Raw genomic sequence first — 15,037 nt, forward strand, 5'->3', positions numbered from 1 at the left:
ACTTGCTTGGTTAAAAGTGAGTGTTTGTCTAGTTCCTGCGGTCTGCATGCCAATGGTACAAGCAAAGTGATTGCCTGAACACCATTAAGTAGTTGGTGAGACAAAGATAGAAATAGATACTTAGGTTTGCAAGAAAACTACGTAAAAATTAAGTACTAAAATTAAGTAATTTCAAAAAAGCTTGAGTTCACGGGCTTTGAGGGAGAGTTCCATGAGGTTTTTTGCCTTGAGTTTTTTCATCAGGTTGTAGCGGTGGGCTTCTACGGTACGGACACTCTTGTCCAGTTGATCGGCGATTTCGTTGTTGCTGAGGCCGGAAATGGCCAGTTTGAGGATTTGAATTTCTCTTTTGGTCAAAAAGATGGGTTGATTGCCGTTGCTTTCGGTGGATTCCGATTCGGCGGGAGTGGAAGGAGTGATAAGTGGAGGAGTTGAGGGGCGACCTTGTAATTTTTCTAAGTACTTATTCACAATGATTTGGGAAATATCGCCACTGAAGTACTTTTCACCCTGGTAAATGCTGCGGATGGCTTTGAGGAATTCGTCTTTGGCGGCACCCTTGAGGATGTAGCCATAGGCTCCGGCTTCGACGGATTGGAGTACGTAGTCTTCAGAATCGTGCATGGAGAGTACCAGGGCGCGGGTTTTGTCGCCCCGCGCAGTTAATTCGCGTACGGCTTCGATGCCGTTTTTGTTGGGCATACGGATGTCGACGATCAGTAGGTCGGGCTTTTGTTCAGCCACTACATCCAGGGCTTCGGCCCCATCGGCGGCTTCGCCCACTACTTCAATACCTTTGATGTCTTCAAGCAGGGACTTGATGCCGTCGCGGATGAGCTCATGATCGTCGGCGAGGACAACGCGGATGGATGCAGAAGTTGACATAGGTAGTGGTTGTGAGTAAAACTGCGTAAATGTACTTAATTTTTGATTTTTATAAAAGTGCAAGGAATTAATAGCGTATCAATGTTGTTACTGGTATCATGAAAGCAAAACATGAAGACCTCATGCTGGAAATCACGTCAACACTTGAACAGATTCAGAAAGTCGATGAACTAATCCTTTTTCATCCATCCTTTGAAGAGCCTGATGAAAATGCCTTGGATAATTTCAATCCCCTTCGGGATGATTTTTTACAACAATTGAATACCTTGATGGAAGATTTGAATCTTGAGTTAAAGTGGCGAGGATGATTTTCGGACCAAACTAACAACCTTAGCAGACTTGCATATTAAACCTATCCAATCATGGCAAAAACGGTGCTTTACTTTTGGATGTCATCAATGCTGCTCCTATGTGCTTGTCAGTCGGACCTAGATTTGACGGAGGCTGAAGTCTACACCATTCTCAATGAGATCATTGTTGCTGATAGCCTTCGGATTCACCGTTTATGTTGGAAATTTAAGAACTTACCTTTGTATGGCGAATACGCCAAGGTCTTTACCGAACAAGACAAAACACTCATCAAACAACAAAAATTACTTCACAAAGGCTTCATCATTCAACCCAACAAGCTAAAAGGGTATTCTTCTGGTCGGAAATCGTTTCATTTAGTTGAAGTTGATTCTACTTGCGACAAAGGTATAATTGACCATCTTTCATTTCCACTAATCTCAATCGACAGACAAAAGTTGGTTATTGAAATAACTGAAGATTGTAACTGTTTACTAGGTGGGAAAGGCGGGAAAATGTTGTACGAAAAAATTAATGGCCAATGGAAGTTAAGTAAAACTTTCGACTGGTGGATCAGTGAACGGTAAGGTTGAAACACCAACACAATTGGTTAAAAGATCAAAATTTTAATTAAATAAAACTAAAAACATACCCGATCGGGATTTTTAGATTAGATACTCTTATTTTTGTACCCGATCAGTTCTTTTTTATTATTTTTCACTATCTTTATACCCCAAAAGGTATAAAATGTCTACTCTTTCCAAATTTGTAAAAGAGCGCCGCAAAAAACTTGGCTTAACCCAACAAGAACTAGCAGAACGAGCAGGCCTGGGACTACGGTTTGTACGCGAGGTCGAACAAGGAAAAACAACCTTGAAGATGGATAAAGTCAATCAGCTCCTCTCCATGTTTGGGCATGAATTGGCTCCAATAGAGTCCAAACGAGAAAAGTATACCAATGAGCAAGCAAACCATGACCAATGAGAAGTGCCAAAGTAACCTTGTTTGACAAGCCTGTAGGTCGAGTATGGGAAGATGAACACGGTTTTCATTTTCAATATTTAACTGAATACGTTCAAAGTGAAAACACTCAACCCGTGAGCCTGACTTTGCCCGTCCAGGAAAAAGTTTATACCTCTAACACCATTATCCCTTTTTTCGACGGCCTGATTCCTGAAGGTTGGCTACTCGATATTGCAGAGCAGTACTGGAAAATTAATTCGCGAGACCGAATGGGACTATTGCTAGCGTGCTGTAGAGATTGTATCGGCGCAGTGGGTATTATTTCTGAATAGGCGACTAAATGAGATACGATGAAGCAATGTTTATACTGTTTAAAATCTATGGAACCAGCATCTGACGGAGATTACCATACCAAGTGCAGTAAAGCATTTTTTGGTAGCCCTCAAGCTCCTATGCTGGATTACAGCTTAAATGATTTGCATGAATTGGCTAAATTGATTGTGCAAAAAAGTATCGCTGTAACTGGAGTACAACCTAAACTTTCCCTGGCCTTCGAAAAAGATGTTCAACAAGGCGTCCATCGTTTAACTTTAGTCGGATTATGGGGTAACTACCTGTTAAAACCTCCCACTACACAACATCCTGAACTCGTTGAAAATGAGCATGCAAGTATGCGTCTTGCTCAAATATTTGGAATTAAAACAGTGCCGTTTAGTTTGATACGGTTAAAAACTGGAGAGTTGGCTTACCTAACCCGCCGTATTGACCGGGAAAAGAATAAAAAACTTGCGCTTGAGGATATGTGCCAACTTACTGAACGACTCACTGAATACAAATACCGAGGCTCCGTTGAACAAATTGCCAAAGTAATCCGTGATTATTCTAGCAACCCAGGGCTTGATCTGGCTTATTTTACCGAGCTTGTTGTTTTTTCCTGGCTGATTGGAAATGCAGACATGCACTTAAAAAACTATTCACTTCTAACCAATCATGAAGGTATAGTTGGCCTTGCTCCAGCTTATGACTTGGTAGCAACCAAACTAATCATCCCCCAAGATACTGAAGAGACAGCGCTAAATATAAATGGTAAAAAAAGCCGGATTAAGATGAAAGACTTTGAGACTTTTGCAGAAACCATCCAACTTTCCAAAAAATCTTTTGAAAACATCATCGGGCGCTTCCAACAAAAACTTCAACTCGCGTTGCTCGAACTTAATAACTCTTTTCTTTCTGAAACTTCAAAACTTGCATATCGAGATTTGCTCCTGCAGCAGATGGATCGCTTGAACATTAAGCAATGATTGCAGCTCGGGGTAGGAACAGATTAGGATTTTTCAGCCCCCCCTCGCCAAATCCCCTCCCAAACTTCCCATTCTCCCATTTTTTTCCTAAACTTGTCTTGTATTCGACCCAAACAAAGGGGCAATAAAAAAATGAGTACTCATTTTTGCCCCATTACAAAGCCATGAAAAAAGAAAAATACCTGTGCATTCACGGTCATTTTTACCAACCCCCGCGTGAAAATGCCTGGTTGGAGAGTGTGGAATTACAAGATTCGGCGGCCCCTTTTCACGATTGGAACGATCGCATCAACTTCGAATGTTATGCCCCCAATACGGCTGCTCGTTTGTTGGACAATGACAAGCAGATCATCAACATTGTCAACAACTATTCCAAGATCAGCTTCAATTTTGGCCCAACCTTGTTGTCCTGGATGGAAAAAGCCGATCCGATGACTTATCAGGCGATTATTCAGGCCGATAAAGAAAGTCGTTTGGCAGGTGGGGGCAAAGGCTCGGCAATGGCCCAGGCTTACGGGCACTTGATTTTGCCCCTGGCCAATCGACGCGACAAAGAAACTCAGGTCATCTGGGGCATCCGCGATTTTGAACACCGTTTTGGCCGCAAACCCGAAGGCATGTGGCTGGCCGAAACGGCAGCAGATACCGAGTCGCTGGAAGTGTTGGCAGAAAATGGCATCAAGTTTACCGTACTCGCCCCTCGCCAGGGTAAAGCCATCCGCAAAATCGGCGCCGAGACTTGGGAAAACATCCCCTCGGACAGCATCGATCCCCGCCGGGCTTACCTGTGCAAACTGCCCTCTGGTCGTACCATCAATTTGTTTTTTTACCACGGAGGCGTTGCGCAGGATGTTGCTTTTAAAGGTTTGCTCAACGATGGCATCAATTTTGCCAACGCTATTGCAGGCTCTTTTGAAAACATCGATACGCCCCAACTGATCCACGTGGCTACCGATGGCGAAAGTTACGGCCACCACCACCGCTATGGCGAAATGGCCCTGGCTGCTTGCCTGGATCATTTGGAGAAAAATACCGACATTCAAATCATCAATTACAGTGCCTTTTTGGCCAAATACCCGCCGCAGTGGGAAGCCCAAATCCACGAAAACAGTTCCTGGAGTTGTGTGCACGGGGTAGAGCGCTGGCGCAGCAATTGTGGCTGCAACTCAGGTGGCCGACCCGATTGGAACCAAAGCTGGCGGGCTCCGCTGCGCGAAACCTTGAACTGGCTGCGTGATGAATTGATCCCCATTTATGAGCGAAAAACCGAGGGCTTGTTGAAAGACCCCTGGGCGGCGCGCAACGACTACATTCAAGTGGTGCTGCAACGGGGTAATGAACCCTTGTTGCAAAAATTCATCCAGGCCCATGCCAGCCGGCCTTTGGATGAGGATGAAAAAACCCAACTCCTGCGTTTGATGGAAATGCAGCGGCAAGCCATGCAGATGTTCACCAGTTGTGGCTGGTTTTTTGATGAAATCTCGGGTTTGGAAACCGACCAAATTTTGCAATACGCCAACCGGGCTATTCATTATGCTGAACAGGTAGCAGGTGTAGACTTGCATGAAGATTTTTTGCAGCGCCTGGAAAAAATGCCCAGCAACGTATACGAAAATGGGGCCAGCAGCTACCGCAAAAATGTTATTCCAGCCCGGGTGGATTTAGCCCGGGTAGGCATGCATTATGCGGCCTCCTCCTTGTTTGAAGAATACCCGGAAGACCTCGAGATTTTTAACTACCAAATGACTAGCGAGGAATTTCACCGCTATGAGGGGGGGAACCAAAGGCTGGCTTTTGGTCGTACCAAGGTGCGTTCAAAGGTGACCCTATCAGAAAAACACTTCAGTTTTGCGGTATTGTACCTCGGCCAACAAAACATCATCGGGCACATTTCGGTAAACATGCCGCAGGCTGATTTTGACGCCATGGAAGCCAAGTTGATTCCCGCATTTGAACAAACCGATCTCGGCGAAGTAGTGGGCGTAATGCAAGACTATTTCGGCTCTGAACGCTTTACCTACTGGCACCTCTTCAATGATGAAAAGCGCAAGATTTTAGGTGAAATCTCGGAGCGCAGTTTGCGCGCCACCGAAACCGTTTTCCGCGAAATTTACAATGACAATTACCAGTTGATGACGGGGATCAAATTGAGCAAAATTCCAGTGCCTGAAACGTACCTCACCGCAGTGAAATTTATTCTCAATCACGACCTGGTGGCCATGTTTTCCAATGGAAATACCTTCAGCATCCGCACCATGAAACGGCTGATTGCTGAGTTTAAAAAATGGGAAGTCAAGCTGACCAATCGCTCCAGCCTGCGACTGAGCATCACCGAACGGGTTCATCACGAATTGCAGCTGATTTTACAGGAAAAAGAAAAAGCCCTGGAACGTATGCGCCTGCTCAATCTGGTGATGGAAAACCTCAAAGAACTGGAGATGGACCTGAACATCTGGAAAGGGCAGAATTTGTACTTCTCTGCTTCTCGGCAAATGAAACGATTCCAGTACTCCATCCATTGGTGGGCGGAATGGACGAAGTTGGGGAGGCATTTGGGGGTGAAGGCTAACAATGAATGATAAGTGATAAGTGATGAATGATGAATATTTGGGACTTTCATTTATCACTTATCATTTAAATAGTACATCCCAACCAAAGCGCAAGAGTAAGGCTCCAATCACCCCCAAAAAAAACAGCCGCACAAAACCATTTCCCCGCAAAATAGCAGTTCTGCTACCTACAAAAGAACCGATCATATTGCAAACCATCATAGGTAGCGCAATTTCAAAACTGACGTATCCGTGCCACAAAAAGAAGATCAGGGAAAATACGTCGGCGACCACGTTGATGAACTTGGAGATGGCCGATCCAGTGAGAAAATTATAGCCAATCAAACTTACGAAACCAAATACCAATAAACTGCCCGTACCCGGCCCTACAAAACCATTGTAAAATCCACAACTCATACCCACTAGCAATCCATAAACCGGAATCAATTGCACACTAACCCGAAATTGCTCCTGGTGCCCCAGGTCTTTTTTGAAGTAGGTGTATACCGCAATGGCCACCATCAATATCAAAATGATTGGTTTCAGCACATCGGAACTGACCAAACTGGAAAACCGTGCGCCCAAAAAAGACATAGTCCCAGCTCCAATTCCTCCATACAATACCGTACGCCAAGGGATAGCTACCTTGCGGGAGTACTGCCAGGCGGCAACGGCAGTACCCATAAAGGACGCAAAACGGTTGGTGCCAATGATGCGCGGCACCGAAAAATTAGGAAACAGAATGAACATTGCTGGCGCCTGGATCAATCCACCCCCACCTACAATAGCATCTACAAACCCCGCCAGTAGAGCGGCTAAACAGGCATAAATCATTGCTTTTGTTGGATTAGGGGCGATAAAAAATAAATGTTCATTTTGCCAAAGGGTTAGATAAGTAAACGCTTCATTTCAAGTGTCTTATCTAATTCTTTGGCTCAGGAAAAATGAACATCTATTTTTGCCCCACTACTTATTGCCTGCAAAGTTAAGAATAGCTACAAAAGCATCAGGTTTTCAACAGATTCCGGCATAATACTTTTTATCCCACCCCAATGTACACTTCCCCATCGAGCACCTTGACGGGATAAACGGCAATTTTGCCACAGTCTCCATTCAGGTTTTCACCACTTAACAAAGAAAACGTGCGCTTGTGCATCGGGCAGGCTACTTTGGGCTCCCCGTTCTCGTCGCCAATCAAGCCGCGCGAAAGCACCATTTCCATGCGGTGTGGGCAAAGGTTTTGGCAAGCGTACCATTCTCCCAGGCCAGCAAAGTGAAAGACGGCAATTTGTTTGTCCTGATATTTCACACAGGCTCCGGCGTTTGGGGGGAAAGCGTGGGTTGGTCCCGCTTTGAACCAAACTTTTACTTCGGACTCCGTCACAGGAGTGTATTTGGAGAGGAGTGATTGCATGTTGGTAAGCTTTTGAAGAATTAAAGGTTATCCCAAAGCGACATTTTTAAGCACAAAGGACACAAAGAGAGGCACAAAGAACACAAGGAAAATGGATTTGACGTCCGTGGCATTAAAAATTTTAAATTCATTGATTTGTCAACGTCTTGTCTTTGTGTTCTTTGTGCCTCTCTTTGTGTTCTTTGTGCTAATTATGTCTTATTTGAAGCTTTGTAGCAATTTGTGTATTTACCAAGGTCTGGGCATTTTTTGCTCGCGCAATTCAACAAATGCCATGTTTTCATCCGTTTCTTCACTGTTGATGAAGTGTTTGAAACGGGCGCGAATGGCCGGGTTTTCCACTGCTTCTTTCCATTCACACTGGTAATTGGCAATCAGGATGGCCATATCAGCTTCCAGTTCTGCACCAATTCCCAGAGAGTCGTGTACAATCACATCGCGCAGGTAGTTGATGCCGCCTTCCATTTTTTCCAACCATGGGGCGGTTCGTACCAGTGGTCCGGCTGTTTTGATGTAAAACATGAGGAAGCGGTCCAGGTAACGCAGGCAGGTTGCCGAGTCAATTTTTTCGGCCAACAGTACAGCATGTTTTGGATTGGCTCCACCATTGCCACACACGTATAGGTTCCAGCCCTCTTCGGTAGCAATGATGCCAAAATCTTTACCTCTGGCCTCAGCGCATTCGCGGATACACCCGGATACACCCCCCTTGATTTTGTGAGGAGCCCGAAGCCCTTTGTAGCGATCCTCCACTTCGATGGCAAAACTCACACTGTCTAACATCCCAAAACGGCACCAGGTGGAACCGACGCAACTTTTGACGGTGCGCAAAGCTTTGCCGTAGGCATGACCACTTTCAAAACCGGCTTCAATGAGCTCTTCCCAAATGAAGGGCAAATCATCCAGGCGGGCACCAAAGAGGTCGATGCGTTGACCACCCGTGATTTTGGTATACAGGTCGTATTTTTTAGCCACTGCTCCGATGGCGATGAGTTTGTCCGGGGTAATCTCTCCACCCGGAATGCGAGGCACTACCGAGTAAGAGCCATTGCGCTGGATATTGGCTAAAAAACGGTCGTTGGTATCCTGAATGCCACTTTGTGCGGAAGCAGTTTCGGCATTGATGGAAGCAAAAATTGAAGCCAGCGCGGGTTTGCATACTTCGCAACCATACCCCTTGCCGTGTTCTGCGATTACTTCTTCAAAAGAGCTGTAATCCTTGACCTTGACGATGTCGTACAATTCCTGACGGCTATGTGGAAAATGTTCGCAGAGGCTTTCTTTGACCGTTTTGCCCAGAGCTTTGAGGGTTCCCTTGAGCAGGTCATCCACCATTGGTTTGCAACCGCCACAGCCGCTGATGGCCTTGGTACATTTGGTGATGGCCTTGAGGGTTTCACAACCTTCTTCGCTTACGGATTGGCAGATGCGCCCTTTGCTCACACTTTCACAGGAACAAATAACTGCTTCATCGGGCAAATCCAAAACGCTGCCAAAAGCGGATGTGCCACCGGATAGTTTGACGATGAGGGCTTCCGGTTCGGGTGGTAAGGCAATGCCATTTTTATAAATTTGCAGCAATTGATTGTAATCACTTGCATCTCCCACCAGGATACCACCGAGTAGGCGTTTCCCGTCTTCAGAAACATTCAGGCGCTTGTACAGCCCTTTGAGTTTGTCTTCAAAAACAATGGCACGGTGGGCAGATTGGGTACCAAAGGCATCTCCAAAACTGGCCACGTCCACCCCAATGAGTTTGAGTGAGGTAGACAAGTCTACTTCTGAGCTCATCGTTTTGTTCTTGCCTAAAATACTACAAACTGCAACTTCAGCCATTTCATACCCAGGTGCGACCAGGCCATAAATCATACCTTTATACAAGGCTACCTCACCAATAGCAAAAATATCTGGATCGGAGCTGCGCATGTATTCATTGACCATCACACCACCGCGAGGGCCGAGCTCCAGGCCACATTGCCGCGCCAGTTCATCGCGAGGGGCAATACCTGCAGAAATGACCAACATTTCAGCAGGTAAAACCGAGCCATCGGCAAACTCCATCTGGGTCATTCGCTCCTCACCGGCAATTTGACTGGTGTTTTTGCTCAAGTGTACTTGAACACCCATACCTTCGATGGCTTCCCGGAGCAGGTCTCCCGCCCTTTCGTCCAACTGCCTAGGCATGAGCCGGGGCGCGAACTCTACCACGTGCGTCTCTAACCCTAAATCGCGCACAGCTTTGGCAGCTTCGAGCCCCAGCAGGCCACCTCCCAACACCGCTGCGGGTATTGCACTTCCTTTTGCAGCGAGTTTCATGCCATATTGAGTAATCTGCTCAAGATCCTCGATCGTGCGATAAACAAACACCCCTTGTTTGTCTTTCCCAGGTATAGGTGGAACAAAGGGTGCCGAGCCTGTAGCCAGAATGAGTCTATCGTATGCGAACGCCAGACCTTTGTGGGTACAAACCAACTTTTTGTCGCGGTCGATTTGTGTCACCAATTCGCCCAGGTGGAGGGTTATGCCGTTGTTGGCATACCACTCCGCCGGAGCCAGATAAAGGTCTTGTTCGGTTTTTCCGGAAAAATAATCACTGAGGTGCACCCGGTCGTACGCCGGGCGTGGCTCTTCGCCAAAAATGTGCAGCTCATACGTACCCTGAGGGGCTTGTGCTAGCCATTTTTCGCAAAATTTATAGCCTACCATGCCATTGCCAATTACGATTATTTGCATCATGTACGTAGATTTTGTTTGGCAAATCTAAGTACATTTTTAAGTAATTCAAGTATTTTTTCAAAAATTTACTTATTTTTGTTGCGGATAAAAACCTAGTAGTATGGTAATGCGCTGCAAAATGCCACGTTTGACGCTCGTTGGAGCAGGACCTGGCGACCCGGATTTGATTACTCGGAAAGGCTGGAAAGCCTTGCAAATGGCTGATGTGGTGCTGTATGATGCCTTGATACATCCAGACTTATTGGCAGAAATCCCTAGTTGTGTACCTAAAATTTACGTAGGGAAACGCAGTGGTGCCCATTGCGCCAGCCAAACGGAAATCAATCAGCAAATTGTGGAAGCTGCTTACCGCTACGGGCATGTAGTCCGCTTGAAAGGGGGCGACCCCTTTGTGTTTGGGCGAGGCATGGAAGAGATAGAGTACGCTAAACAGAAAGGCATCCAGCACATTGAGGTCATTTCAGGAATCAGTAGTTCCATTGCTGGACCAGCCGCGGCGGGTATTCCTGTCACTTCGCGGGGAGTGAGCACCAGTTTTTGGGTGCTGACGGCCACAACTAAGGATGGAGATCTGGCCCCAGATATTCAAATGGCGGCTCAATCCAATGCTACGGTCGTTTTGTTGATGGGTATCCGCAAAATTGAGGCCATCGCGGCTTTATTCAGCCAGTTTCGGGATGACTCGACACCAATTGCCATCATCCAAAATGCAACTTTGGAGAATCAACTCACTGTGGTGGATCAATTGAGTGGGGTAGGAGAGCGATTGGGTGAAATTGATATCCATGCCCCCGGCATTGTGGTGATTGGAGAAGTGGTGCGTTTGGCGGAGCTGAATTTTTCAGGCGCGGAGGACATCAATTGCCACGTGCTTCAGCGCGTGGATTAAGTTTCTCTTTTGATCGGCTTTAGCCAAAGCCTTAATTCTCATTGGGCTGAAGCCCAGATTCAAGGGGGTGCCTATGTCCCCATGCTGAAGCCAGGGGCAATTGATGTCCTCCGCCTCTAGAATGCAAATGTTATAGGGTGATACAATTGATAGAACCGGCTAAATAGAAAATATTAATTTAGTGCGGTTTTAAATGAGTTGAAAGTTCATCACTCATCATTCATCACTCTTCATTCTTTTTACCATGCCTGCATACGTCATCGTTCAAGTAAAAGTTAACGAGCCCGTTGAATACGAAGTATACAAGTCACTTACACCTGCATCCATAAGTGCCTATGGAGGACGTTTTATCGTGCGTGGCGCTGCCGTTGAGACCTTGGAAGGAAGCTGGGCTCCAGGCCGTTTGGTAGTCCTGGAATTTCCAGACGTAGTTACTGCCAAAACCTGGTGGGAATCTGAAGAATATGCCCCTGCCAAAGCCATCCGTCAACGCACCGCAGAAACGGAAATGATTTTGGTGGATGGGTTTGTACCCATGTAGGGACAACAATGTGTGCTTGTCCCTACATAGGCAACCACATAGGGTTGCCCCTACGCGCGATACCGCATTGTTTTAATACCGATACGCAAACCGGCAATAAACATCGCCAAACCGGCAATAAACAGGGCAATTACTAAGGTGGTCATTGGTGTTGGTTTTAGGTGAAGTAAGAAATACGGAATGATGCCAGCTTTGGATGAATGGCCGCACCGATTTTTTAGACAGATTGCCAAATAGGGTGGTTGCAGAGTAAATGAAACTTTAACAGGAACATAACTTTTCGGAATTACCGCTTAAATACAGAAGTGCTACCGAAATACAGAACCTCCTTCTCAATGAAACCATTTGCTTATTTTTTCTTGATGGCGTTTGTGGTCTATGGGACCCGGGTATGCGGCCAGTTCGCCTTGATTCATGATGCGGAGGGATTTGTAAATGTGCGCTCAGAACCAGAATTTAAAAACAACGTCATAGACACACTCCATACGGGCCGGGTGGTGTGGTGCTTTGAAAAAGTAGAAAAAAAGGATTGGTACAATGTCGACTATTGTAAAAAAGGAAACTTTCTGAATGGGTATATCCATAAATCAAGGCTCAAGCTCATCACTGATTTTGAAAGAATCCCAGTCAAAAATGAAACAAAAGATCAGGTTATTTTTCAAAAAGATAGTATCAAGGTTACAATTTTACGAAGAAATTTCATTGCAGCAGAACATAAACTTTTGAACAAGACCAACAGCGGTTTAAAGTACTTAGCTGAAATCGACAATGAACAAATTTGGGGAACTGATGGTGGTATTCCCAAAATACAGTACAAATCAATAACGGTTGACTTTGGGCGCCGAAAAACTGAGTTACCTGATTCTGCTTTGAAAAACCTTTTTGAGCCTAATTTTAATTTTACAGAAGTGCATTGCGACAGAAAGGGCGATAAGTTATTCATCAATGCGATGAATAGTGATGGAGCAGGCGGGTATGTTGTACTATTGATTATTGAAAAAGGACAGTACAAATCCCGAATGGTTACGCTTGGCTTTTGAAAGAAAAACATTTTCAATCCTCCCCCCGCTTCCGCTTCTCAATTTCCTCCTGCAAAATCGGCGCAATCGGTACCTTTGCCCCCTCCAATAAATAAATTTTGGCACCTTTTTCCCGTGCGAAGGGGTTTTTGATTTCTCCCATTGTTTCCACCCGTACAAAAGCAGGCCTTTCCGCTTCCCGATTGGGGTCGTCATCTTCACTTTCTTTCACCAAAATAATGTTGTGGATGGGTTGGTCCAGATTGATCCAGTTGATGTAATCCGCATTCATGGATACTGCTTGAATGCCCTGGTTAGTGTAAAAATTGATGGCTCCAGCCTGGCCATAATTGTCACAAAACACTAAAGTGCCTTGTTTGTCGGCCAATCCCGCATAAACCTTGTCTACTTTTTGAGCCAATTCCCGCCAACCTTGCATATCGGCGAAGTCCTGGGGTAGAGAATGGTCTTTGCCATCCTCCCAGCGCAATAAACCCAGGCTTTTGTACTGAGCTGGATCTGCTTCAATTTCGGCGGGGCTGCGCATGGGCAACACCACCATGGCCAAACCTGAAAACAAAACCACCGGAAAGGCCAATACAATCGGGCGCAAATAAACTCTCCAGCCTTTATTGAGTAAAAACTCAAAATACACCGCTCCGAAAGCCAGTAAAATGGGGTACAACCCAATGCTGTAATAACCCTTGGCCCGCAAATACACAAATAAAGCCATACTGATCAAAAAGGCAAAAAACGAAAAGCGATATGGCCTAAAAGGAGGATAAACCCAGAAAGCCAGCAAGGCTGCCAACCAAACCCAAACAGCTCCCGAAAAAAACAAGATTTGATCCATGAAAAAATCCGCCCGACTCACGTTGACCAACTGATCTTCACTCAATTCACGCATGTGCTGGAGTACCGGGAAATCATGGCTATACTGCCAGTACAAATTGGGTGAAATCATCACTAAAGCCAGTCCAAGTGCGAGGTATAAGGCAGGTTTCGTAAAAATTTTTCGACTTGGTGTCATCAATAAAGCAGGAACCAAACCCAAGGCTAAAAAAACGATGTTGTATTTGTTCAAAAAGCCCAGCGCAAAAACTATTCCTGCCCAGTACAACCACCGTGGCTTTTCGGTTTGGACATAACGCACGAAAGCATAGTACACAAATGTCCAGCATAAATAATCCACCGAATTGGGTTGGTACAAGGTATTGATCCGTACAAATACCGAACAAATCATCGCTGTTGCCCCCAGTGCAAGGGCAAACAAATCTCCGCCCAGTGATTCAATGGTTTTCCAAACCACAAAAATGGTCAATGCCCCAAACAGGGCCGGAAAAAATTTAACCCAAAATACCCCATTTCCCAAAAGCAAAATCAGGTAAGAGACCCAGGAAGTGAAAGGCGGCACCGAAAGATAGCCCCAGGCCAGATGCCGGGCTTGATCCAGGTGCAAGTACTCATCGCGGTGCACCTCGTACTCGGGGGCGATGGCCAAATATTGGAGGGCAAATTTCAGGGCGATGAAAAGGGCTAGAAGCAGGCTTTTGGTATGCATAGCGGAAAGCGGTAAATTTTTTCAGTAACCTATTAATTTTTTGCAGATTGAGCAAGGGTTTTTCAACCTTTACTGAAAACATTTGTTTAAACGAATGTTTTTATTAGTTTTGTACCATGAAGATCGAAGAACTGATCAAGCAGACCAAGTTTGTTTCGCCGCTGCAAAAGGCCATTCTCAATCTGATCTATACCTACAATTGGCATGTGGATCAGGCAGCAGAGCTATTCAAACCCTTTGGGATTACCATGCAACAGTTCAACGTATTGCGCATTCTGCGGGGCAGGTACCCTGAATTTGTGCCAGTAGGGGATGTCAAAGCAGTAATGTTGGATAAAAACCCCGATCTGACTCGTTTGTGTGATCGATTGCAGGAAAAGGGTTTGATTGAACGGGAAACCAATGCCTGTAACCGGCGCCAGGTTTTGCTGCGCATTGCCAAACCGGGTTTGGAATTGCTGGAAAAAACGGAGCCTCTTCTTCAGCAACAAGCAAAAAAAATAAATAACCTAAGCGATGAGGAAGCAGAGCTACTCTCGAATTTATTGGACAAACTGAGAGGGTAAATTTTTTTGCTCTAAAATTCGTTTAAACAAATTTTGTTTAACCATTAAAACAACTAAAATGTCAAGTATTGAAAAAATTGCGGCTAAAAAACTCCTTTGGGTTGCTCCATTGGCGGGTGCAATTGCCGCCGGGATCAACAGTGTATTGTTCCTGATTGGCTCTGCCATTGGCTTAATGGATGCTGCGGTATTGGTTCCTGGAATGAATACCCCCATTACGATTGGGCCAGTAATTATGTCCTCCTTTATGCCCAGTCTAATAGCGGGCCTGGTACTGGCAGGATTGAATTATTTCCTAAACAAACCATTCAAAGTGTTCAGAATT

Annotated in this window: 15 protein-coding genes and 1 pseudogene; 11 read left to right on the top strand and 5 right to left on the bottom strand. The window is 45.5% G+C overall.

Features of this window, described 5'->3' with window-relative positions:
* Positions 1 to 171 precede the first annotated feature (171 nt).
* On the bottom strand, positions 172 to 885 hold the full coding sequence (locus tag SFV55_RS12755; protein ID WP_320029891.1) for a response regulator transcription factor: 714 nt from the start codon (positions 883 to 885) through the stop codon (positions 172 to 174).
* 98 nt (positions 886 to 983) lie between these two features.
* Here SFV55_RS12755 and SFV55_RS12760 point away from each other — a divergent pair, with 98 nt between their 5' ends.
* The 6 genes from SFV55_RS12760 (at position 984) to SFV55_RS12785 (ending at position 6,016) form a co-directional block, all read left to right on the top strand.
* A complete protein-coding gene (locus tag SFV55_RS12760; RefSeq protein WP_320029892.1) occupies positions 984 to 1,193 on the top strand; it encodes a hypothetical protein in 210 nt (69 codons plus the stop codon).
* Between the two features lie 54 nt (positions 1,194 to 1,247).
* A complete protein-coding gene (locus SFV55_RS12765) occupies positions 1,248 to 1,760 on the top strand; it encodes a hypothetical protein (RefSeq protein WP_320029893.1) in 513 nt (170 codons plus the stop codon).
* A 160-nt stretch (positions 1,761 to 1,920) separates the two neighbouring features.
* On the top strand, positions 1,921 to 2,157 hold the full coding sequence (locus tag SFV55_RS12770; protein ID WP_320029894.1) for a helix-turn-helix transcriptional regulator: 237 nt from the start codon (positions 1,921 to 1,923) through the stop codon (positions 2,155 to 2,157).
* Complete coding sequence (locus SFV55_RS12775) at positions 2,154 to 2,468, top strand: HipA N-terminal domain-containing protein (protein ID WP_320029895.1); 315 nt, start codon at positions 2,154 to 2,156, stop codon at positions 2,466 to 2,468. The genes SFV55_RS12770 and SFV55_RS12775 overlap by 4 nt, the downstream gene beginning before the upstream one ends.
* Before the next feature lie 48 nt (positions 2,469 to 2,516).
* On the top strand, positions 2,517 to 3,437 hold the full coding sequence (locus tag SFV55_RS12780; protein ID WP_320029896.1) for a HipA domain-containing protein: 921 nt from the start codon (positions 2,517 to 2,519) through the stop codon (positions 3,435 to 3,437).
* Positions 3,438 to 3,601: 164 nt separating this feature from the next.
* Positions 3,602 to 6,016: a DUF3536 domain-containing protein gene (locus SFV55_RS12785; RefSeq protein WP_320029897.1), complete on the top strand. Its 2,415-nt coding sequence runs from the start codon at positions 3,602 to 3,604 to the stop codon at positions 6,014 to 6,016.
* 51 nt (positions 6,017 to 6,067) lie between these two features.
* Here SFV55_RS12785 and SFV55_RS12790 read toward each other — a convergent pair whose 3' ends face one another.
* The 3 genes from SFV55_RS12790 to nirB form a co-directional block, all read right to left on the bottom strand.
* Positions 6,068 to 6,820: a sulfite exporter TauE/SafE family protein gene (locus SFV55_RS12790; RefSeq protein WP_320029898.1), complete on the bottom strand. Its 753-nt coding sequence runs from the start codon at positions 6,818 to 6,820 to the stop codon at positions 6,068 to 6,070.
* Between the two features lie 205 nt (positions 6,821 to 7,025).
* Complete coding sequence (gene nirD, locus SFV55_RS12795; RefSeq protein ID WP_320029899.1) at positions 7,026 to 7,400, bottom strand: nitrite reductase small subunit NirD; 375 nt, start codon at positions 7,398 to 7,400, stop codon at positions 7,026 to 7,028.
* Positions 7,401 to 7,628: 228 nt separating this feature from the next.
* The gene (gene nirB / locus SFV55_RS12800) at positions 7,629 to 10,136 is read right to left on the bottom strand and encodes a nitrite reductase large subunit NirB (protein WP_320029900.1); all 2,508 of its coding nucleotides are present in this window, start codon (positions 10,134 to 10,136) and stop codon (positions 7,629 to 7,631) included.
* A 100-nt stretch (positions 10,137 to 10,236) separates the two neighbouring features.
* Here nirB and cobA point away from each other — a divergent pair, with 100 nt between their 5' ends.
* The 3 genes from cobA (at position 10,237) to SFV55_RS12815 (ending at position 12,606) form a co-directional block, all read left to right on the top strand.
* Complete coding sequence (cobA, locus tag SFV55_RS12805; RefSeq protein WP_320029901.1) at positions 10,237 to 11,025, top strand: uroporphyrinogen-III C-methyltransferase; 789 nt, start codon at positions 10,237 to 10,239, stop codon at positions 11,023 to 11,025.
* Positions 11,026 to 11,269: 244 nt separating this feature from the next.
* Positions 11,270 to 11,566 carry a DUF1330 domain-containing protein gene (locus tag SFV55_RS12810; RefSeq protein ID WP_320029902.1) on the top strand — a complete coding sequence of 99 codons (297 nt, stop codon included), beginning with the start codon at positions 11,270 to 11,272 and terminating at the stop codon, positions 11,564 to 11,566.
* A gap of 335 nt (positions 11,567 to 11,901) precedes the next feature.
* Positions 11,902 to 12,606 carry a hypothetical protein gene (locus SFV55_RS12815; protein WP_320029903.1) on the top strand — a complete coding sequence of 235 codons (705 nt, stop codon included), beginning with the start codon at positions 11,902 to 11,904 and terminating at the stop codon, positions 12,604 to 12,606.
* A gap of 13 nt (positions 12,607 to 12,619) precedes the next feature.
* Here the strand turns inward: SFV55_RS12815 and SFV55_RS12820 are convergent, their stop codons facing one another.
* Positions 12,620 to 14,146: a glycosyltransferase family 39 protein gene (locus SFV55_RS12820; RefSeq protein WP_320029904.1), complete on the bottom strand. Its 1,527-nt coding sequence runs from the start codon at positions 14,144 to 14,146 to the stop codon at positions 12,620 to 12,622.
* A gap of 116 nt (positions 14,147 to 14,262) precedes the next feature.
* Here SFV55_RS12820 and SFV55_RS12825 point away from each other — a divergent pair, with 116 nt between their 5' ends.
* Both SFV55_RS12825 and SFV55_RS12830 read left to right on the top strand, forming a co-directional pair.
* Positions 14,263 to 14,712, top strand: coding sequence for a MarR family winged helix-turn-helix transcriptional regulator (locus SFV55_RS12825; RefSeq protein ID WP_320029905.1), 450 nt, complete (start codon positions 14,263 to 14,265; stop codon positions 14,710 to 14,712).
* A 58-nt stretch (positions 14,713 to 14,770) separates the two neighbouring features.
* Positions 14,771 to 15,037 (top strand): annotated as a pseudogene (locus SFV55_RS12830) (DUF6069 family protein); the annotation flags it as partial.

The sequence above is a fragment of the Haliscomenobacter sp. genome, assembly GCF_033763495.1.
Lineage (GTDB): Bacteria > Bacteroidota > Bacteroidia > Chitinophagales > Saprospiraceae > Haliscomenobacter.

Excerpts from the sequence above, each read along its gene's own strand:
- SFV55_RS12810 (WP_320029902.1), top strand. The coding sequence starts at position 11,270 with ATGCCTGCATACGTCATCGTTCAAGTAAAAGTTAACGAGCCCGTTGAA.
- SFV55_RS12755 (WP_320029891.1), bottom strand. The coding sequence starts at position 885 with ATGTCAACTTCTGCATCCATCCGCGTTGTCCTCGCCGACGATCATGAG.
- SFV55_RS12760 (WP_320029892.1), top strand. The coding sequence starts at position 984 with ATGAAAGCAAAACATGAAGACCTCATGCTGGAAATCACGTCAACACTT.
- nirB (WP_320029900.1), bottom strand. The coding sequence starts at position 10,136 with ATGATGCAAATAATCGTAATTGGCAATGGCATGGTAGGCTATAAATTT.
- SFV55_RS12815 (WP_320029903.1), top strand. The coding sequence starts at position 11,902 with ATGAAACCATTTGCTTATTTTTTCTTGATGGCGTTTGTGGTCTATGGG.
- SFV55_RS12775 (WP_320029895.1), top strand. The coding sequence starts at position 2,154 with ATGAGAAGTGCCAAAGTAACCTTGTTTGACAAGCCTGTAGGTCGAGTA.
- SFV55_RS12780 (WP_320029896.1), top strand. The coding sequence starts at position 2,517 with ATGGAACCAGCATCTGACGGAGATTACCATACCAAGTGCAGTAAAGCA.
- SFV55_RS12790 (WP_320029898.1), bottom strand. The coding sequence starts at position 6,820 with ATGATTTATGCCTGTTTAGCCGCTCTACTGGCGGGGTTTGTAGATGCT.
- SFV55_RS12820 (WP_320029904.1), bottom strand. The coding sequence starts at position 14,146 with ATGCATACCAAAAGCCTGCTTCTAGCCCTTTTCATCGCCCTGAAATTT.
- nirD (WP_320029899.1), bottom strand. The coding sequence starts at position 7,400 with ATGCAATCACTCCTCTCCAAATACACTCCTGTGACGGAGTCCGAAGTA.
- SFV55_RS12770 (WP_320029894.1), top strand. The coding sequence starts at position 1,921 with ATGTCTACTCTTTCCAAATTTGTAAAAGAGCGCCGCAAAAAACTTGGC.
- SFV55_RS12825 (WP_320029905.1), top strand. The coding sequence starts at position 14,263 with ATGAAGATCGAAGAACTGATCAAGCAGACCAAGTTTGTTTCGCCGCTG.
- cobA (WP_320029901.1), top strand. The coding sequence starts at position 10,237 with ATGGTAATGCGCTGCAAAATGCCACGTTTGACGCTCGTTGGAGCAGGA.
- SFV55_RS12765 (WP_320029893.1), top strand. The coding sequence starts at position 1,248 with ATGGCAAAAACGGTGCTTTACTTTTGGATGTCATCAATGCTGCTCCTA.
- SFV55_RS12785 (WP_320029897.1), top strand. The coding sequence starts at position 3,602 with ATGAAAAAAGAAAAATACCTGTGCATTCACGGTCATTTTTACCAACCC.